Here is a 20,864-nt window from a genome sequence, read left to right as displayed (position 1 = left end):
ATCACCGTGCGTACGTCTGCAAAGTCGACGTTGATCATACCCGGGCGGATAATCAGATCAGAGATCCCCTGCACCGCCCCTTTAAGGACATCATTCGCTTCGTCGAACGCTTTCATCAGGGTGCAGTTTTTACCCAGTACCTGCAGCAGTTTTTCGTTGGGCACGATAATCAGCGAGTCGACATGCTCGGACAGCTCTTTGATCCCCTGTTCGGCGATCAGCATCCGCTTCTTACCCTCGAACGGGAACGGCTTGGTCACCACAGCAACCGTCAGAATACCCAGCTCTTTGGCCACTTCAGCAACGATTGGCGCCGCACCGGTACCGGTACCACCACCCATTCCCGCGGTGATAAACACCATATCAGCACCGCTGAGCATCTCCAGAATCTGCTCACGGTCTTCCATCGCCGCTTCACGACCGATATCCGGATTAGCACCCGCACCCAGCCCCTTGGTGATTTCGCCACCCAGCTGCAGGACGTTGCGCGAGCCCATATTGTTGAGAGCCTGCGCATCGGTATTGGCACAGATAAATTCGACCCCATCAACCTCCGATGAGACCATGTGCTGTACGGCATTACCACCGCCACCACCGACGCCAATCACCTTAATGACGGCGTTCTGCGCGATGTTATTAACTAATTCAAACATGTCCCTTATCCTCCAGGTTCAGTGCCCAACCCGCACCTGTTGTATTGCTTATGTTACGTTCTAAAAATTCCCCTGAAACCAGGCTTTCATCCGGTTCAGTATGTTCTCTTTTTCTGGTTCATCATCATCAACCGGGACGGCATCCCCCTGATGATGACTATCCTGTTTGGCGTATTGCAACAGACCGATGCCGGTGGCGTAGATCGGGCTGTTAAGGATATCTCCCATGCCCCGCACACCTTTTGGCAACGCCAGTCGCACCGGCATATGGAAGATCTCTTCCGCCAGCTCCACCGCCCCTTCCATCTTCGCCGTGCCCCCGGTCAGTACTATCCCTGCGGCCACCAGATCTTCAAAACCGCTGCGACGCAGTTCCGCCTGCACCAGGGTGAACAGTTCGTCATAGCGCGGTTCAACCACCTCTGCCAGCGCCTGCCGCGACAGATCCCGTGCCGGACGATCACCGACACTGGGCACCTTGATGGTGTCCTCGGCGCTGGCCAGCTGGGCCAGCGCACAGGCATATTTGATCTTGATCTCTTCCGCATGGGGTGTCGGTGTGCGCAGCGCCATGGCAATATCGTTGGTCACCTGATCACCGGCGATCGGGATCACCGCGGTATGGCGGATCGCGCCACCGGTGAAGATAGCGATATCGGTGGTACCGCCCCCCATATCCACCATGCAGACACCCAGCTCTTTCTCATCCTCGGTCAGCACCGAGTAACTGGATGCCAGTTGTTCCAGCACCGCGTTATCCACCGCCAGACCACAGCGTTTAACGCACTTCTCAATGTTCTGCACCGCATTCACCGCGCCGGTCACCAGATGTACTTTGGCTTCCAGTCGCACCCCGGACATCCCCAGCGGTTCGCGAATGCCCTCCTGGTTATCGATAACATACTCCTGCGGCAGGATATGCAAAATCTTCTGATCGGCAGGAATCGCTACCGCCCGGGCCGCATCAATCACCCGTTCCAGATCATGTTCCATCACTTCGCCGTCGCGGACGGCAACGATACCGTGGGAGTTCATGCTGTTGATATGACTGCCGGCGACCCCCACCGTCACCGAGTGGATCTTGCAGCCCGCCATCAGCTCGGCCTCTTCCACGGCCCGCTGAATGGAGTGCACGGTGGATTCGATATTCACCACCACGCCCCGCTTCAGCCCCCGCGACTCATGGGAGCCAATACCAACGATATCGATCGTGCCATCCAGGCCAATCTCGCCCACCAGACACACCACTTTCGAGGTGCCGATATCCAGTGCCACGATCATATTGCTCGTCATTGCCATATCCAGTCACATACTTAGCTATCCGCCCCTCTACCGAGAAACGGTAATTTACCGGCTGCTTTTTGCTTCAGCCCTGAATGTTATTTGACCAACCCCGGATATTTTTTTACCCGGTAAAACCATTCTTTTTGCTGTTTGCAATATTATTGACAACTACAGCAAAAAATAAACCAAATAATTGCTAAAAATGGGTACTTCTTTAAACACAACATTTTAGCCATTAAATATTTGTAAAATTTTGAAGCCTTTTCTCTATATCGGCAATTTTTTGCCATCTTTAGCGGCAAATCGCCTACCGCCTCTGCCGTTGCGGCAAATATAGCACGTCTTTGAATACCCCTCTATTTTTATCACATATCGCGTCTTTTTTGTACAAAAAATAAACAAAAATCAAAATTAAGTTTTGACTGTAAATATACATATCAATATTTAATTTTGATGATTTTGAGAATTTTCAAAACTTAATTTTGATGAATTAAGGAATTTTCAATATTTAGTTTTGATTTTCCATAAAAATTCAAAACACCATATTGATAAAAACAACCGGGCAAAACATGCCGCCGAATTTTTATTCAACGATGGGAAAATAATTTATAAACAGGATCAAAAATAAAGCTAGATAACCGTGCGAACTAGCGGGAGGGATAGTGATAACCCGTTTCAAAATTACGCCAGTCCTGCAACTCCGGGGTCTGTTCCAGATAGGCTCTGAGCGTTGACTGACCATCGGCAAGATAGCTGCTGTCCAGAAAGTTATCCAGCACAACACGGCCCTGAGAGGCGGCCGCTTGCAAACAGAAGGCGAGATAACGGGGGAAAGGCAGAATATCATCGCGCCAGATAGCCCCCGTATAGAACCGCCCTACCCGCAGCTCATACTCCTGTGGTGTCACACATTTATTGAGGCGGTAGTCCAGATCATCATAACCGGTACACATCCGCCCCACAGAGGGTGTATCAGGCGCCTGTAACGGGTCTAATGGCAGGGTTTCCACCTCTATCCAGCGAAACCGGTGTTCCCGTTCATAGAGGCCGACAAAATCCTCAGCGGAGCATTCAAACTGACTACAGATAATGTCACACCCCGCCACTCTCTGCGTTGAACAGGAGGCCAGTTGCAGGCTCTCCGGATCAGCTCCGTGACGGCTGAGAAACACGATACCGACTTTATTAAAAATACGTCGAAAACCGGGCACCCGTACCAGACGAAAGTTTTGCAGCGCTGGCACCGTCTGGCGGGCAGAACTTTCTGATAACAGCGAACCATAACCCACCACCGAGATCATCTGTCGAGAATCTCCAGCTGTTCAGCATCCGGGTCGGACTCTGAGGCATGATCAGTCAGTTTTTTATCCAGCTCTTTCTTGTTTTTCACCCCCAGCTTATGCAGTGAGGCCGCCTGATTAACCAGATTCCCCTTGCCACTGCTGAGGCGTTTATGCGCGGTGTCGTAGGCCGCCCGAGTGCGCCCAAGATGACGCCCGATATCCTCCACGGATTCGACAAAACCAACAAACTTATCGTGCAGCTCACCGCCACGACGGGCGATCTCCTGCGCAAAACGGTTCTGCCGCTCATAACGCCAGATATTATTGATGGTCCGCAACGTCACCAGCAGCGTCGAGGGACTCACCAGAATAATGTTGCGTTCGTAGGCAAAGCTGAACAGCTCTTTATCCTGCTGCAGGGCTAACAAAAAAGCGCCCTCCACGGGGATAAACATCAGCACAAAATCAAGGGATCGAACCCCTTCCAGGCTCTGATACGCTTTATCACTCAGCCCCCGGATATGGTTGCGAATCGATTGCAGGTGTTCAGCTAATGCCTGCTCCTGTGCCGGGGTTTCATCAGCAGAGCAGTACTTTTCATAGGCGGTCAGAGAGACTTTCGCATCCACAATAACGTCTTTTTCGTCCGGCAGACGGATAATGACATCCGGCATATAGCGCTGTCCCTGCTCACTGAGTGAGACCTGGGTTTCATATTCATAGCCTTTTCGCAAACCGGACTGTTCCAACACCCGTTCGAGAATCACCTCGCCCCAGTTTCCCTGAGTCTTACTCTCGCCCTTGAGGGCATTGGTCAGGTTAACCGCATCCATACTCATCTGCTGATTCAGCTCTTTCAGCTGGGTAATCTGTTCATACAACGAGCGGCGGTCTTTGGCTTCCTTATCGTAGACATCCTCTACCTTGCGCTTAAACTCGCCCAACTGATCGCGTAGCGGGGTTAACAGTGAACCGAGAGAGTCTTTATTCGCAGTAGTAAACTTCGCTGATTTCTCTTCAAAGATTTTGTTCGCAAGATTCTGAAATTCGCTTTTCAGCTGATCCCGGGCTTCAGTCAGCAACTGCAGTTTCTCTGACTGTGATTCCCGCTCACTCTCCAGCCGGCTTTCCAGTTCGGCAATACGTGCCTGTCGCTGACTTAATAAGCGTTGCAGATTATCCATCTGCTCCTGTTGCTCTGCCAGTTGATCATCAAGCGCATATTTATGCGCCTCAACCTGCTGCAACCGTACCTGATCCAGCTCCAGATCCCGCACCCGCGCACTGTTTAGCTGCAGCTCCTGTTCCAGATACTGAACTTTGTCGCTGGTCATCGCCTGATCAACCTGAAAACGTTCCAACTGCTCCAGTAGCTTCTGCTGTTCCATCTCAGCTTGCTGCAATTGGGAACGATGCTGACTGCTGAGTTTCTGTTTTGTCAGCTGCAACCAGATCAGACCCAACAGCAAACCCAGCACGACACCTGACGCTGCGATCATCAGGGGGCTATTTAACAGTTCAGTCAGCTGGGCAGTCATCATTGTCATTCCTGTTGATGGAGAGAATAAGCTTACCAGAAATGATATAGCAGACCGATAGACACCAGGGTCAGTGGCAGCATCAGAAACAGATTCACCCGATCACCCAACAGGCGCTGGGTAATACCCAGAGAGATGGCCGGGAAAGAGAGGAAAACAGAGCTAAGCGGGATCCACCACTCCAGCAACCGGAAACCATACGCCAGCGCACCGATCAGTGTCAGCGCCCCCAGATTTCCCGCCATAATCACCATTACCGCACCATTACGGCTTTGCATAAATGCGGGCTTATCAGCATCCGCCAGTTTATTCAGCTGCCCGGCACTCAGTGCAGCAGACATAGAGACAAAACCGGTACAGAGAAACAGAATCAGGGGGTCCAAGGGGTTACTCCACTTTTACAATGTTTAAAAACGATCATTGTAAGGGATTTTTCATCCCCAACCTATGGCATATCCCCGGATACAGCGGAAAAATGTCACCGTTCATCATTATTGGCCGGGTAACACAGCATTATCCCTACACGCCTCAAAAGTGATATTATCCCCGGCAAAATTTACCCGGAACCGAACAGGGCAACGGCACTGAAAGTCCGGGTCAGACATGTGATGTTGAGAGAGACAGAATGACCCAGTATCTGGTTGATGAAGCCATCGAAGATTACGCCTTTATCCATACCGGCGAAGAGCCTCCCCTGCTGCAGGAACTGATCGATAAAACCAACGAAAATATGGGCTGGCCGCAAAAGCTCTCCGGGCGTTTAGTGGGCCGCACCCTGAAGCTGCTGAGTGCGATCCATCAGCCGAAAGTGGCGCTGGAGATCGGCATGTTTACCGGTTACTCTGCACTCTCTATTGCCGAAGGGATGCCCGAAGATGGCCGGCTTATCTGCTGCGAAACCAACCCCCGGGCGATAGAGTTTGCCCAGACCTTCTACGATCGCAGCGAACACGGCCATAAAATTGAAGTGATCTTTGGTCGCGCCCTGGAAACCATCGAAAGCCTCGACCTGACACTGGATTTCACCTTTATCGATGCCGATAAACGCAACTACCTTAACTACTATAACCGGGTAAAAGAGATGACCCGTCCCGGTGGACTGATCGTACTCGATAATGTGCTCTGGTCGGGCAAAGTGGTACAACCGGAATCGGAGATCGATGATATTCTGGTGGAAACTAACCGTCTTATCGCCCAGGACCCGGACGTGGAAAACGTCTTCCTGACCGTCAGGGATGGCCTTAATGTGGTGCGTAAGATCCGTTAACCCTCAGACTCTCCGGCTGAAACATTTACTCAGTTCAACCTTAAAAGATCAGGCAACGCCGATATGCGTTTTATTATCCGTAGTCACAACGATGCGTTTCACCTTGAACCCTGCGACAGCGAAACAGCGGCAGCACCGGGGGCGGCAGATTACCTGATCGGGGATGCCGACACCCTGCTAAGGCTCTATGTAGAAACAGACCTGGATGACCCACTGTTTAAGCTGTTACAACAGTTGCGCGGCCATTTTCTGGCGGATCTGGATGCGGTTGAAACCCGGGCAGAGATCTATGGTCTGATATACTGGTTACTGGATGATAACGGTATCAGTGCCCAGGGCGCCTCGCTGGAAGAAACAGCTGACCGGCTCAGCGATATTGATATTGCCGCCGACAGCGACCAGTATGCGAAGATCATCTTTCATCTGAGGGATGCAGTCGACCGGCTCTGTGAGATGGAGCTGGAGGATATCTGATGTTTAACGGGGTTTAATATTGTGACAGGGAGAGGTGCATGCGCAAACTGCTGATAGCCACGGCTCTCCTGTGCTTCCTGATAGCCAGTGTCTATGCAGCGCTTCCGGCAATTGCCGAATACAGTGTCCGCCAGCTTTTGGCAGAGCAGCAGATCGATGCCAGCTTTGACTTACAAAGACCCGGCCTTAACACGATCCGGATCAACCAGCTTAAACTACAGAAAAGCACTCCGGATCAGTCGTTCGTCCTGACGGCAGAAGCAATCGATCTGCGCTTCACCCCCTGGCTGTTATTTAATTCACAGCGGGTTAAAAGTTTGCATATAGATGGGCTGCAGCTGGATCTGGCTTTAGCGCAGCGTTCAGCAGCCACGACTGAACCGGGACAGCTGCCGTTCCCTCCTCTGCCCTCCTATCTGTTAAAGCAGTTACCCGCCGATACGATTAAACTGGAACACTTCAGGGTCAATATCCATTCATCTTCTGAAACCGACAGCTTTCCTCCACTGGTTTTTTCCGGTCATCTTTCAACCGATAATGAGCAGCTCCGCCTCAGTGTTGACCAGATTCAGGATGCCCCGCAGATCGCTCTGAAGCTGATGGTTGACCATCAGGATACCGGCCAGCTGACCCTGTCCACCCAGGAGATTCCCGCCCTTGAAGCCCGCTTTTCACTGTCCTATCAGGCACCACAGCTTAGTGTCCAAAGCCAGACAAACCTCTACCCGGAACAACTGCAGATACTATTGCAGCAGCCGTTGTTAACGGCGTTTATGGCATTGCCTGCGCCGGTCTCCCTGCCTGAAATATCCGGCACCGTTACGCTCTCAGGCAGTAGCGAAATCCCCCTCGACAGCGGTCTCAGTGCCACCAGTCATCACTACCAGGTCTCTAGTCAGGTTGCCCTGCAGCGGCCCATCCCTGAACTGGCGCGACTGGATATGCAACAGAACTCAGCGCTGCTACTGGAGAACGATGAGCTGACGCTGACCATAGAGCAGCTATCCGCCAACGGTCAGCAGTTTGCAGCCCACGGGAGCGGGTCAGGAGCCCCGACAATTCGCTCCGATGCTATACAGGTTGAGCTGATTAACCCCCTGCAGATTAAAACCACGGTGCAAACACTCAGCCAGTCCGGTATCAACACGCTACAGCTGCCCCGGACAGATCTGCTTATCAGACTGCAACCAGTGACGATTAAATCCGCCGGACAACCAGATATACAGATCAGCTCTGCACCTCTTTCACTCTCACTGTCAGAGATCAGGCTCAGTGACCAGCATCTGCAGGCCGATCTGACAGCTGACCAGATCGAAGGGGTTTACAACGCCCACCCACTGCCACTGATAAAACTGAACAGCCATGCTGACATCAGCCCGGAAAAAGTTAGCCAGCGCTTCAGCCTTAATCTGCAGGACAAGCTGCTGGCTGCTGCAACAGAGGTCAGCGGTTCAACCACCACAGATCTTACAAGCAACCGCACCACCGGCAGCTGGAAAACCGCCGTGCCACTCACCGGCATCGAAAAACTACTGCGACGTTTTAGCCAGGAGATCCCCCCGGAACTGGTATTCACCGCAGGCACACTGCACCAGCAGGGCTGGCTGGATATGAATAACACGGGTATCGCTCTGCGGCTGTTAAACCGGACAAACAAAGCCAGCTTCAGTTACGATCAGACCCATCTGTACGACATCGACTGGAGTTCAGAAACGGTTAAGAACCACCGCGGTAAATTAGAGGATAGCGGTCAGTTAGAGATCGCTTTTATCGATGTTGGTGTGCCACTGCAAAACTTCTCAGGACGCTACCGCCTTGAACAGAGCGCAGCGGGCAAACAGACGCTACAGCTCGACAGTAGCACTGTTGACCTACTCGGAGGAAAGGTGACCACCCTGCCGGTAACACTGGCATTGGATAATCCCGACTTTAAGACAGCAATCGCGGTGACAGGGATCGACCTGGCGCAACTGATCGCGCTGGAGCAGCAGGAGGGACTCACCGGTAGCGGAACCCTTAATGGTCAGATGCCGGTCCACTTCAGCGACGGGGCGTTAACCATCACAGGGGGACAGGTTCTCAGCACCCCGGACGGGGGCTGGATCAGGTTCGAGCCACCGGCGGAGTTTCTGGCGTTACAGGAAGCCAACCCGGCCCTGGGCATCGCCTTTGATGCGCTTCGCAACATGCGCTATGAGAGTCTGGGAATTGAACTGGATTACCAGCCAGATGGGGAGGCCCTGCTAAAAACCCACCTGAAAGGACATAATCCCAACTGGAACCGGGGGCAGCCAGTCGACTTTACCATCAATATCGAGGAAAACATCCCGAAATTGTTACAAGCCCTTCAATTTACAGACAAATTGACGAAAACACTGGAAAAGCGATACCGTTGACAGGTTACAATCAGGCAGGGCCGCCACAACGGTATCATAAACGTGCTTTACTATTGACGGAGAACAGCATATGTATATGCCAAAAACACTACAATCGCTGACATTATGCAGTTTGATGCTGATGTTGGCTGCCTGTACACCAACCGTACAGGTCGCTGTTCCAAATGAACCGATCACTATTAATCTTAATGTGAAGATCAAACACGAGATACTGATTAAGGTCGATAAAGAGATTGATAACCTGTTAGAAGAAAACAGCGAACTATTCTGAGGAGCAGCACCATGAAGCAGATAAAAAATATACTGACATTCGCGACCCTGCTGCTGAGCCTGGCGATCACCCCCTCTGCCTGGGCGATCAGCCTGGATGATGCTAAAAATCAGGGACTGGTAGGTGAACAACTTAACGGCTATCTCGGCGTCGTAAAAAGCACCCCTGAGGTTGATAATCTGGTTAAAACAATCAACAGTAAACGTCGGGAAGCGTACGCAGAAACCGCCCGCAACGCAGGTGTGGAGATAAATATTATCGAGTTGCGTATTGGCCAGCGTCTGACCCAGCGGGCTCCGACCGGACAATATGTTCAAACCCCTGACGGACAGTGGTCTAAAAAATAAACTTTAAACGATCAGGACAATAATGTGAGCACCTTCGAAGTTTCAGGTAAGCCCTCATATCGTTCAAACAATCTCTTAGGCTTTTTGATCTGCGTTGCCAGTCTGGCCGTCACAGAGATCTACATCGAACCGTTGATAGATCAGAGTAATTGCGCCCTGTGTTCGGTAATACGCATCATACTGCTGCTGATGGCAGGATTTTTTCTGCTCGGTTTTCTGATAAACCGCAGTGTCTACTTTCAGCGGTTGCTGGCGACACTGCATCTGCTGCTGATTGCCGGCGGCCTGGTGACCATTGTGCGCAGCCTGTTTGCCGACACCAGCGATATCTCTGAAAGTTGTCAGCAGAGCACCTCTGTCCTGCTGGAAAAAGGCAGTCTCAATGCCCTGCTGACCACACTGGACAATGCCGGTATCTGCCCGGTGCCTGACTGGCAGTTCTATCAGCTAAACGTGGCCCACCTGTCACTGATTATCCTGTTGATTCTGCTGGTAGTGGTGTGGAAGATCATGATTAAAAAACCCCAGAGAAACCTGTTCTTCTAATGAAAACCACAGCCGTAATACTAACCGTCGGGCTGACACTGTCGGCCCCGCTTATGGCGGCTCCCTCGCAGCCGGATCCCTTTGCCAGTGAAAAAAAAGCGTTGCTCGGCAGCGAGTCCAACCCCGGAACCTTTAACTTTTATCTGGAAAACGACCTGTTTGCCGATACCGATCAGCAGTATACCAACGGCATCCGTTTTTCCTGGACCTCACCGGACCTGACCAGTTATCTGGATGATAAACGACTACCAGTGTGGGCGCGACGCTATAACCGTTATATCACCGCACCGCTGGGCCTGTTTGACGATACCCCGCCGAAACAGGATGAGATCGTCCGTAACCTGGTTGTCACCCTGGGGCAGCAGATGTTTACCCCAAAAGACAACAAACGCACCACGGTTGATCCCGATGACCGCCCCTATGCCGGCTGGCTCTATCTGGGGATGGGTTACCACCTGAAGCATAAACAGCGGATGGATTCCGCCATTATGAATATCGGCCTTATCGGCCCGGCATCACTGGCAAAAGAAGCTCAGGATCTGGTGCACGATGTCCGCGGCATCGAAAAGTTTGATGGCTGGGATAATCAGCTGAACAATGAACTGGGGCTGCAACTGGTCTATGAACGAAAATACCGCACCCCCGTTCAGCGTATTAAAGGCGCACTGGAATACGACATTATCTGGCATGGTGGCGCCAGTCTCGGCAACGTCGCCACCTATCTCAACGCTGGTGCAGAGTTTCGTTTAGGCTGGTTCCTTCCCGATGACTTCGGTACCTCTTCACTCCGCCCCGGAGGAGACAATAGCGCCCCGGGTAGCAATGACCTCCGCACCCAAAGCACCTCCGGTTACAGCCGTGACCAGAACTTTGGCCTGCACGGCTTTATAGCGATAGATGGTCGTTGGGTTTTACGGGATATATTCCTGGACGGTAACACATTCAGTCACAGCCACTCGGTGGATAAAGAGAATTGGGTCGGCGACGTCAGTATCGGTGCCAGCATGCTGGTCGAGGACTGGAAAATCTCATACGCCCGGGTATTCCGCAGCAAAGAGTTTGATACCCAGAAAGAAACCCACAGCTTCGGTTCAATCTCAGCGTCTTATAGCTTTTAAACAGAGCGGCAAAGTTAAGCTTTTGATGTAAAGTTCAAGGACAATGACGCGGTCATATTACGGTCATTTTGGGCAGTCCTGAAAAAGTTCCAGTTAAAAAATTGTCCTGGATCATGGACAGGACAACATAAGCTTTAACTTAAACGGCAAACTTAATATCCTATCGCCCATCAGACATTCAGTATCTGTGGCAGTCAGAGATCGCTCTGGGTACAACGTCAATCAACTAAAACACAACAATCAGTAGATCAATTACGGAAAGGAATCCTCCTATGCGCCTCAAACGAGTGATCAGCAAAACGCTGTCCGCCTCCCTGCTCTCCATCGCAATCGCAATCGCATCAACCCATCAGGCATACGCCGCTGACGTCAATCTGGTTTTCGTCGTCGATGAGTCCGGTTCAATGTCGGGGGAACACGCCTGGCTACCCGACTTCACCTCACAACTGGAAACTGACCTGCAGGACATCGTCGGACTCAGTTCCAGCTTCGGTCTGGTAGGCTATGGCAACAGTGCAATAGCACCACGGCCATTCACCGTTGGTAGTGGACAGTTTGGCAACGCCAGCGACTTTGCTTCCGCGACATCAGGTTTGGTGGTAAACGGGGGCACTGAAGATGGTTATGCGGGAATCCAATATGCCCTTGATAATCTGACGTTTGATCCCGGGGCACGGGTGGCCATCATCCTGGTAACCGATGAAGACCGGGATATCTATGATAGTAATCTGGACTACAACTCTATCCTGACCGCTCTGCAGGATAAAGGGGCAACACTGACTGGTATTCTCAACCAGCCTATGAGTTCCGGCAATAATGACGCAGCCATTGGTACAGACGGTACAGACACCTATATCGCTGACGGCAGCGGCGGTTTTACAACTGCGGCTGGGGTAATCTTTCCACCTCAATCTTCTTATGATACCACTACAGATGATTACACCAACCTCGCTATCGCTGCCCAGGGCTGCGTAGCAGACCTGAACCTGCTGCGCGCTGGCGGCACCGATGCTCAATCCTTCTCCGCAGCATTTCTTAACTGTCTGTCCAATGTGATTCAGTCGCAACCGGGTAACGGTGGAATGCAGCAGCTACAACTCTCTTCCCGTACACTACCACGGATTATCAGCTATAACCGTCAGACAGGTATCTTCCAGCTGCAAAATATCAACCAGCGATTAAATTCGCGCCGCTCTGGTACCGTTGTGCAGATTGATCTGGATAAACTGAAAATAGAACAAAATGGCCAGATGGTCTCTTACCGCGAGATTCTCGAAGAACAGGGCATCACTGATATTAACGGAGCCGCAGCAGGTGAAGGACAGCCATCAGCACTGGCCAGGGGCCTGTTCATCGAAGGCCGGATGGACAAGGGTTCTTTCGACGCCAGCAACAACTCTGTCGGCAGTGACTTTGACACCAACGGATTAACGGTCGGGTTTGACTACCGCTTTACACCTGAACTACTTGCTGGTGTTGCTCTGGGCTACACCAACAACAACACCGAACAGGATGGAAATCAGGGTGAAACAGACACCGAAGCGACTTCACTGTTTGCCTATGGTACCTTCTATCCGACTGAAAACATCTTTATTGATGGACTGGTGGGCTACAGCTGGACAAACCATGGTATCAGCCGGAACTTTGGCGGCAATACCATGAAAGCGAAAACCGACTCAACTACTCAGCACCTGATGGTTAAAGGCGGTTATAACTTTATCGCCTCAGATAGCCTGATGCTAACACCTTCACTGGCCGCTAATTACGAAAAAATTGATGTCGATGGTTATACCGAAACAGGTGTAACGCCGCTGACCGTTGGTGATGATCAGGCAGAATCGGTTCGTCTGACTCTGGGTGGTGAGCTGGTTAAATACCTTCAGATAAAGCAGAAAGATGTGGAACTCAATGCCAGCCTGGCATTTGTACATGAGTTCGCTGATGACTCCCGCAGTGTTGCCGTTAACTTTGTCGGCGGCTCCTCTGTACTCAATATGGATATCAGCGAACTCGATCAGGAATACATGACCCTGGGGTTGGGCACTTCCGTTATGCTGTCAGATTCATCTAAACTATCTCTGCGATACAGCACCTATCTGGATAACAGCGATGTCGAGAATCACAGTCTGGCTGCCCAGTTCCGCTATGAGTTTTGATAAAGGCTCTTAAATGAGTTCTTAAATAAGCTTTTAAAATAAGCAGAGAGATATTCTGAAACGATTTGCTCTACTAAAAGCAAAGTGCAACCGCAGGGAGATACTGTTACAAGGTATCTCCCTGTTTGCGTTTATACTTTGCGGCTGCCAGCAACAACCAGTAAAACCAGATCCGACGCTGAATACACCTCCAGGCTTTCACTTTCAACAACTCAGCTCCACCCAGTTCGAACACTGGTTAGCTGTACCGGAAAAGAGCACCTCTAACCGGCACTGCTTAACGGTTTATCTGGAAGGTGACGGTATTCCCTTTATTAAACAAGGCTCACGCATTGCAGCCAACCCCACCGGAATTAAAAACCCACTGTTACAACTAGCCCGCCAGGACCTGGACAATGCGGTATGGCTGGGACGGCCCTGTTATTTTGGCCTGCAAAACAGCCGCAACTGCTCACCCCATCTATGGAGCTTTGGACGCTACGCTGAAAGCGTTGCTGAGAGTCTTGAAGAGATCATAACCCGGTTAGCCGGTGACAAACAGGTAGTTCTGGTTGGCCACAGCGGCGGCGGTGTGCTGGCAGCCATTATCGCCCAGCGCTCACCTCAGGTAACCGAACTGATTACCCTTGCCGCACCACTGGATACCGATAGCTGGACATCCAGTCATGGTTACTCACCCCTGTTCGACTCTATCAACCCGGCACAACTGCCGGTCAGCCAACACAATCTGAAGCAACTGCATATCATTGGCGATAAAGATAGCGAAGTGACCTCACAACATCAGATGGCATACCTTAGCCGCTACCCTGAAGCCCGACGGATATCTCTGGTCGGAGTAAATCATCAGTTGGAAGGACTCTCGACACAAGACTGGCTTAAACTCATTACCCGTGAAAGGCAGACCCTTGGCTGCGATTGAACTCCCCCCGATCTTAATACGTCTGACACCTTCAAACACTAACCACCAAAAACACACTACCCAACAGACATTATCAGAACATCTGGAAACCACTTAAAAGCCTTAAAACCAAAGCTCTTCTCAGTGCCCTCTGTGTCCTTAGCATGCCCTTTGGGTACTGAGGTAAAACCAACCACTCTAAAAGATTTTTCACCACCGAGAACACAGAGAACACCGAGGAGAAGCAACTCTTATAAAATACTTCGCCACCAGAAACACAGTACCCAAAGGACATGCTAAGCACACCAAGGAAACCACTTTAATCAAAGCTCCTCTCTGTGGATCTCTGTGTCCTCTGTGATAAAACGCTCTTACCAAAAGCTCTTCTCTGTGGACCTCTGTGCCTTCTATGGTAAAACGCTCTTACCAAAAGCTCTTCTCTGTGGACCTCTGTGCCCTCTGTGGTGAAACGCTCTTACCAAAAGCCCTTCTCTCTAAACCTCTATGTCCTTAGCATGCCCTTTGGGTACTAAGGTAAAACCAATCACTCTAAAAGATTTTTCACCACCGAGAACACAGAGAACACCGAGGAGAAGCAACTCTTATAAAATACTTCTCCACCAGAAACACAGTACCCAAAGGACATGCTAAGCACACCAAGGAAACCACTTTAACCAAAGCTCCTCTCTGTAGATCTCTGTGTCCTCTGTGGTGAAACGCTCTTACCAAAACAAAGATATAAAAAAGCCGGGTCAAAGGACCCGGCAAAACTAAAGGGAAAATCCAAAACAATCAGAACGACTGTGTCACCCGAATCCAGGCGCTGCGGCCCGGTTCTGTCACCTGATAACTGGTACCAGTGGTCACATCTCCCCGGCTCTCATGCACGGTGTAAGCCTTATCCATCAGGTTATCAACTCCGGCCAACAGTCTTAAACCACTCTCAAACTCATACTGCGCATGCATATTAACAACGCCATAGCCTGGCGTTTTGCGCACATCCTGCCCACCGCAGTTCGCAGCGCCACTGAGACAGATATCTTTCTGACTGGCAACCAGTTGCCACTCGGCCCCCATTTGTAGCGGACCCTTCTGATAATCGAGGGAGGTATTCAGCTCCAGCGGCGCGATACGTGACAAGGGAGTGTCATCATCCAGGTTATTACCCACTGTCCAGGCCAGCGAACTGCCCAACTGCCAGTTGGCATTCAGAGGGTATGCCGCTTCCAGTTCAGCGCCGTAGAGTTCCGCCTCAACATTGCGATAGAGATCACGGTTTTTCATCCCAGCAGTCACTGTTTCGCGCAGAATGTAATCGTTAACGCGGTTATACCAGCCCGTTGCCGACCAGCTCACAGATTCCAGATTACCCTGCAGGCTGACTTCCAGCTGATGATGCTTCTCGGGGTCCAGTTCCGGATTCCCGATCCAGTCACCGGTCATGGTATAACGCGCCATATAGCGTTCGGTGGCATCGGCAGTACGCACGCTGCGTGACAACGTACTTTCAACTGTGTACTGATCATTCAGACGGTGAGTCCAGCTGGCAAAACCGCCTACATTATGCTCGGTCCGTTGCTCTCCTGCATCGGCCGGTGCTCCGGCTAGTTGCCAGATATCAGCTGAACTTAAGACCGGCATACCCGCAGTCTCATCTCTGCGGGTGGCTTCCGCTTTAATCAGATCGTAACGCAGCCCGCCTTTGACAATATCATCGGCACCCAGCGCTTTTTCACCCTCAGCAAACACACCGGTCTGCTTAATCTCTGCACCCGGCCACATAATCCGCTGCACAACTCCGGCGGCATTCTGCAACTCTGCATTACGTTCGTTATTCTGTATATCCGCCCCAAAGGTCCAGTCGATATCAGCGGCCCGGGCATCAAATATCAGCCGCAGCCCCTCGGTGTCCGAGGTCGATGGTGCCTGCATCTTCATCATTCCCGACGGACGCAGACTGTAGTTATCCATGTTGTGCTTCACATCAGACTGATAGAGTTCCAGTTGCATCTGTTGCAACGCTCCCTGCTCAAACTCATGGGTCAGTTTCAGACGGGAGGTGTCGGCATCTGCATAGGGCGAGTCCATCCCCGCACCAGCAAACAGCACATCATCCTCTTCCTGTTTCTCATAACTGGCTTCAATAGTGGTCAGATCCGTCAGCCTATACCCCACCAACAGTGATTTAGACAGGCTTTCAAAGGATGAACGAACCTCATTACCGTCACCGTCTTCATAGTTATCGGCTTCGGTTTTATGACCGATAACACGGATATAGCCCTGATCAGACCCTGCCGCAACATCCGCTCCCAGTTCATAGCGGTCACTGTTGCCCTGATAGCTGGCACTGAGTTCACCGCTATAGCCCTTGTCATCAAACTGCGGCCAGTCCCGCTCAAACAGTACCGTTCCGCCGGAACCGCCTCCGCCATAGACAACAGTACGATTGCCCTTGATTACGGTAACACTGTCATAGCTATCAACATTACTATATGAGGTCGGGGGGTCCATCCGGTTGGGACAGCCACCATGAACATAGGCGCCATCCAGCAGAATATTCAGTTGGGTCTGGCTCTGCCCCCGGATCACCGGGTCAATCGACCGGCCACCCATACGGATACCGGAGACACCGCTCAGGCTTTGTAACAGTTCACCGCCATCCGTCGTCGGGGATGCCTGCACCGCTGCGGTTTCACTCTGCACAGTATTTTCCACCTGAGGTAGCCCCGAGGTTATCTCGATCACCAGCGGTTTATCATCATGGCCGGCGAATGCCGGAGCGGAAATAGCGGCGGCGACCGCCAGCGAAAGGGTTGTCTTGATCATACAGCGTTCCTTAGCAGAGACAGATATAAGCATTAACCGCTATTGTAAATTCACGTGCTGCTGCTGGGGTGTGACAGGATGCCGCATGGTGCTGTGACATATTGCCGCACTGATATCAGGGTCTATAGTGGAAACAGACCCGACACTATAAGCACATCTGTTTCCAATAATGGAATATCGACTATTTTTTAATACATCAACGCCACAAAAAGCTGTATCATACGCCACCAAAATCAGAGGGGCGGTTAAGCCAACTAACACTTAGCCAGTAAGCCTCCGTGCACGTTTTGTATTTTACTTACCCACTTTCAATTTTGATCTTCGCAGGACACACACCATGAGCGCAGATAACATCCAATCCCTGGCACAGCTGGAACAGACTGATGCATTTATCGGTCGTCATATCGGCCCCAACACCGAAGAACAGCTGTCTATGCTGGCCGAACTGGGGCTGGAATCCCTGGATCAGTTGATCGAGCAGACCGTCCCCGGCAGCATCCAGCTAAAACAACCAATCAACCTGGACACCTGCCGTACTGAGGATGATGTGCTGGCGGAACTGAAGCAGATCGCCTCGAAAAATGTGATCAACCGCTCCATGATCGGTATGGGTTACACCGATACCATCGTGCCCAATGTTATCCTGCGTAATGTTCTGGAAAACCCCGGCTGGTACACCGCCTATACGCCCTATCAGCCTGAAGTCGCTCAGGGACGTCTCGAAGCCCTGCTGAACTATCAGCAGATGGTGCTTGATCTCACTGGTCTGGATCTGGCCAATGCCTCCCTGCTGGATGAAGCCACCGCCGCAGCCGAAGCGATGACCCTGTGTAAACGGATGTCCAAGGCGCGCAAAGCCAACACCTTCCTGGTGGATGAAAACCTGCACCCGCAAAACATCAGCGTGATCCAGACCCGTGCCGAACCACTGGGCTATGATGTGATCGTTGGCGATCTGGACAGCCTGATCGAGCAGCACGAACCGTTCGGCGTGATCGCTCAATACCCGGGCACCTACGGCCATGTGAAAGATCTGTCTGAACTGATTGAAAAGACCCACGCCAAAAAAGCGCTGTTCTGTGCCGCAGCCGATATCATGAGTCTGGTAATGCTCAAGTCACCAGGCGAGCTGGGGGCCGATGTTGTGTTTGGTTCCGCTCAGCGCTTTGGTGTGCCGATGGGTTTTGGTGGCCCACACGCGGCCTACTTTGCCACCCGCGATGAATACAAGCGTTCGGTGCCTGGCCGTATTATCGGCGTGTCTGTCGATAGCCGCGGTAATCAGGCACTGCGGATGGCGATGCAGACCCGTGAGCAACATATCCGCCGCGAGAAAGCCACCTCTAACATCTGTACTGCACAGGTGCTGCTGGCCAATATGGCAGGTTTCTACGCCACCTATCATGGTCCTGAGGGTCTGAAGACGATCGCTGGCCGCATCCACCGGATGGCTGATATTCTCGCCGCGGGTCTGCAGGCTAAAGGGGTTCAACTGGTTAACAGCCACTGGTTCGACACCCTCACTCTGGATCTGGGAGAACAACGTGACAACGCCTATGAAGCCGCGCTGGCACTGGGGATCAACCTGCGTAAAGTGGGCAGCGATCAGTTGGGTATCACCTGCGACGAAAAAACCGAGCGTCAGGATATTCTCGATCTGTGGCAGGCGATTCTGGGGGCTGATCACGGTCTGGATATTGACGCGATTGATACCCAGTTGGTCACCAACGGCTCAGCATCCATCCCGGCTGAACTGGTGCGCACCTCTGCGATTCTGACCCATCCGGTATTCAACACCCATCACAGTGAAACCGAGATGCTGCGCTACCTCAAGCGGCTGGAAAACAAAGATATTTCGCTGACCCACGCGATGATCGCACTGGGTTCCTGCACCATGAAGCTGAACGCCACCGCCGAGATGATTCCGGTCAGCTGGCCTGAATTTGCCAACCTGCACCCGTTTGCACCGATTGATCAGGCCGCTGGCTACAGCGAGATGATCAACTCACTGGAACAGATGCTGATCGCCATCACCGGTTTCGATGCCATCTGCATGCAGCCGAACTCCGGCGCACAGGGCGAATACGCGGGTCTGCTGGCGATCCGTAAATTCCATCAGGCCAACGGCGATGATCACCGCAATATCTGTCTGATCCCAAGCTCGGCGCACGGGACTAACCCCGCCTCCGCAGCGCTGGCAGATATGAAAGTAGTTATCGTCGGCTGTGATGACCAAGGCAACGTCGATATGGCGGACATGCGGGCCAAAGCGGAACTGCACGCCGACAATCTCGCCTGCCTGATGATCACCTATCCCTCCACCCACGGTGTATACGAAGAGAGCATCCGCGAGATCTGCGGGATCATCCACCAGCACGGCGGGCAGGTGTATATGGATGGTGCCAATATGAACGCACAGGTGGCGATCAGCCAGCCGGGCGAAATTGGCGCGGACGTGTCCCACCTTAACCTGCACAAAACCTTCTGTATCCCTCACGGTGGCGGCGGCCCGGGTATGGGCCCTATCGGTATCAAAGCGCACCTGGCACCGTTCGTGGCTAACCACCCGGTACAGAAAATTGATGGTCCGAACGCGGACAACGGTGCCGTATCAGCAGCCCCCTGGGGCAGCGCCAGCATCCTGCCGATCACCTGGGTGTATATCGCCCTGATGGGTCAGCCGGGTCTGCGTAAAGCGACTGAAGTTGCCATTCTCAATGCCAACTACATGGCGAAGAAGCTGGGTGAACACTACCCGGTGCTCTACACAGGCCGTAACGACAAAGTCGCCCACGAATGCATCATCGACCTGCGCCCGCTGAAAGAGCGCACCGGTATCTCTGAAGAGGATGTTGCCAAGCGCCTGATGGATTACGGTTTCCATGCACCGACCATGTCCTTCCCGGTGGCCGGCACGCTGATGATCGAGCCGACCGAGTCCGAGCCGCTGTGCGAACTGGACCGTTTCATCGAAGCGATGGCCGCCATTCGTCAGGAGATAGCCGATGTTGAAGCCGGCATTCTTGATGCTGAAAAGAACCCGCTGAAAGGCGCACCTCACACACTGGAAGACCTGATCGATCCTAACTGGGATCGCCCCTACTCTCCGGTTCTGGGAGCCTTCCCGCTGGCGTCCGTTAAAGCCAACAAGTTCTGGCCAACGGTTAACCGCATCGACAACGTCTATGGCGACCGCAACCTGTTCTGCGCCTGCCCATCGATTGAGAGCTATTCGCAAGAGTAAGTTTGATATTGCTTTACGTTAAAACGCAAAAGGCCGCCCCGTGAGCGGCCTTTTTTGTGACACCCTGAAGATCAGCAGCAGAGCACGTTGCGAGGCTGATTACACGTCTGATCTCCTCTCAAACCGCTATCTCTTGTCCAACCTTAGTACCTTTTTCATACACCCTTAAACATACTTTGGTATCTCAACGCTTCCTCTTGGGCTTCGCCTGCTCTATACATGAAATAAAAAAAAGAGGAGAGAACCATGTCCCTGCTATCAGCGCTGAAATCACTGTTTACGCCCCTGCCTGAGGGGGCAATCCGTTATAAAGGCTATACCATCCTGGCCACACCTGAGGAAAATGGCGGAGTGTTCCGGATCAGTGGTGTGATCGCCAGAAAAAATCACCAGAAAAGCTTTACCCTGGTTGACCAGGTTGCGGACCGGAGCCTGAGTGTCAAACACTGGCAACAGTACGCAAAAAACTTTATTGATCAGAAAAACCTGAACCCTCTGACCTGATAACAGAAAAGGGCCTTCATAGTGTAAGGTCCTTTAACTAAGTGAAGCAGTTGATAGCG

General features: G+C 52.0%; 17 protein-coding genes. 11 read left to right on the top strand and 6 right to left on the bottom strand.

Annotation, left to right across the window (positions count from 1 at the left end):
- From ftsZ to BMY09_RS13815, 5 genes are all read right to left on the bottom strand, one after another.
- Nucleotides 1–653 (bottom strand): cell division protein FtsZ (gene ftsZ / locus BMY09_RS22205; protein WP_175483551.1); only part of this gene is annotated, 653 nt, incomplete at its 3' end.
- Nucleotides 654–713: 60 nt separating this feature from the next.
- Entirely contained in the window at nt 714–1,952 is a 1,239-nt protein-coding gene (gene ftsA / locus BMY09_RS13830) for a cell division protein FtsA (RefSeq protein ID WP_091359384.1), read from the bottom strand.
- 632 nt (nt 1,953–2,584) lie between these two features.
- The gene (locus BMY09_RS13825) at nt 2,585–3,238 is read right to left on the bottom strand and encodes a gamma-glutamylcyclotransferase (protein WP_091359381.1); all 654 of its coding nucleotides are present in this window, start codon (nt 3,236–3,238) and stop codon (nt 2,585–2,587) included.
- Nucleotides 3,235–4,761, bottom strand: coding sequence for a DNA recombination protein RmuC (locus tag BMY09_RS13820; protein ID WP_245756590.1), 1,527 nt, complete (start codon nt 4,759–4,761; stop codon nt 3,235–3,237). Before BMY09_RS13820 ends, BMY09_RS13825 begins: the two co-directional genes overlap by 4 nt.
- Nucleotides 4,762–4,790: 29 nt before the next feature.
- Nucleotides 4,791–5,141, bottom strand: coding sequence for a hypothetical protein (locus tag BMY09_RS13815; protein WP_091359374.1), 351 nt, complete (start codon nt 5,139–5,141; stop codon nt 4,791–4,793).
- A gap of 242 nt (nt 5,142–5,383) precedes the next feature.
- Between BMY09_RS13815 and BMY09_RS13810 the strand changes: the two genes are divergently transcribed.
- The 9 genes from BMY09_RS13810 (at nt 5,384) to BMY09_RS22490 (ending at nt 14,252) form a co-directional block, all read left to right on the top strand.
- On the top strand, nt 5,384–6,025 hold the full coding sequence (locus tag BMY09_RS13810; protein WP_091359372.1) for an O-methyltransferase: 642 nt from the start codon (nt 5,384–5,386) through the stop codon (nt 6,023–6,025).
- 63 nt (nt 6,026–6,088) lie between these two features.
- Nucleotides 6,089–6,499 (top strand): hypothetical protein, encoded by a 411-nt coding sequence (locus BMY09_RS13805; protein WP_091359369.1) that lies wholly within the window; start codon nt 6,089–6,091, stop codon nt 6,497–6,499.
- Nucleotides 6,500–6,537: 38 nt separating this feature from the next.
- The gene (locus BMY09_RS13800) at nt 6,538–8,895 is read left to right on the top strand and encodes an intermembrane phospholipid transport YdbH family protein (RefSeq protein WP_091359366.1); all 2,358 of its coding nucleotides are present in this window, start codon (nt 6,538–6,540) and stop codon (nt 8,893–8,895) included.
- A gap of 70 nt (nt 8,896–8,965) precedes the next feature.
- A complete protein-coding gene (locus BMY09_RS13795; protein WP_091359363.1) occupies nt 8,966–9,166 on the top strand; it encodes a YnbE family lipoprotein in 201 nt (66 codons plus the stop codon).
- An 11-nt stretch (nt 9,167–9,177) separates the two neighbouring features.
- Complete coding sequence (locus tag BMY09_RS13790) at nt 9,178–9,513, top strand: YdbL family probable chaperone protein (protein ID WP_091359361.1); 336 nt, start codon at nt 9,178–9,180, stop codon at nt 9,511–9,513.
- A gap of 24 nt (nt 9,514–9,537) precedes the next feature.
- Nucleotides 9,538–10,059, top strand: a complete 522-nt coding sequence (locus BMY09_RS13785; protein ID WP_091359358.1) for a disulfide bond formation protein B — start codon at nt 9,538–9,540, stop codon at nt 10,057–10,059.
- The gene (locus tag BMY09_RS13780; RefSeq protein WP_091359356.1) at nt 10,059–11,177 is read left to right on the top strand and encodes a lipid A deacylase LpxR family protein; all 1,119 of its coding nucleotides are present in this window, start codon (nt 10,059–10,061) and stop codon (nt 11,175–11,177) included. Before BMY09_RS13785 ends, BMY09_RS13780 begins: the two co-directional genes overlap by 1 nt.
- A 272-nt stretch (nt 11,178–11,449) precedes the next feature.
- Nucleotides 11,450–13,333, top strand: a complete 1,884-nt coding sequence (locus tag BMY09_RS13775) for an autotransporter outer membrane beta-barrel domain-containing protein (RefSeq protein WP_091359353.1) — start codon at nt 11,450–11,452, stop codon at nt 13,331–13,333.
- Nucleotides 13,334–13,385: 52 nt separating this feature from the next.
- Nucleotides 13,386–14,252 (top strand): alpha/beta fold hydrolase, encoded by an 867-nt coding sequence (locus tag BMY09_RS22490; protein WP_139203192.1) that lies wholly within the window; start codon nt 13,386–13,388, stop codon nt 14,250–14,252.
- A gap of 771 nt (nt 14,253–15,023) precedes the next feature.
- Here BMY09_RS22490 and BMY09_RS13765 read toward each other — a convergent pair.
- A complete protein-coding gene (locus BMY09_RS13765; RefSeq protein ID WP_175483542.1) occupies nt 15,024–17,057 on the bottom strand; it encodes a TonB-dependent copper receptor in 2,034 nt (677 codons plus the stop codon).
- Nucleotides 17,058–17,394: 337 nt separating this feature from the next.
- Here BMY09_RS13765 and gcvP point away from each other — a divergent pair, with 337 nt between their 5' ends.
- Together gcvP and BMY09_RS13755 are read left to right on the top strand one after the other, a co-directional pair.
- A complete protein-coding gene (gcvP, locus tag BMY09_RS13760) occupies nt 17,395–20,301 on the top strand; it encodes an aminomethyl-transferring glycine dehydrogenase (RefSeq protein ID WP_091359343.1) in 2,907 nt (968 codons plus the stop codon).
- Between the two features lie 246 nt (nt 20,302–20,547).
- On the top strand, nt 20,548–20,805 hold the full coding sequence (locus tag BMY09_RS13755; RefSeq protein ID WP_091359340.1) for an HlyU family transcriptional regulator: 258 nt from the start codon (nt 20,548–20,550) through the stop codon (nt 20,803–20,805).
- The last annotated feature ends 59 nt before the right edge of the window (nt 20,806–20,864 follow it).

The organism is Amphritea atlantica, from assembly GCF_900111095.1.
In the GTDB taxonomy this organism is placed as follows: domain Bacteria; phylum Pseudomonadota; class Gammaproteobacteria; order Pseudomonadales; family Balneatricaceae; genus Amphritea; species Amphritea atlantica.
The sequence above is the reverse complement of the archived record's forward strand: the minus strand, read 5'-3'. Positions and strand labels throughout refer to the sequence as shown.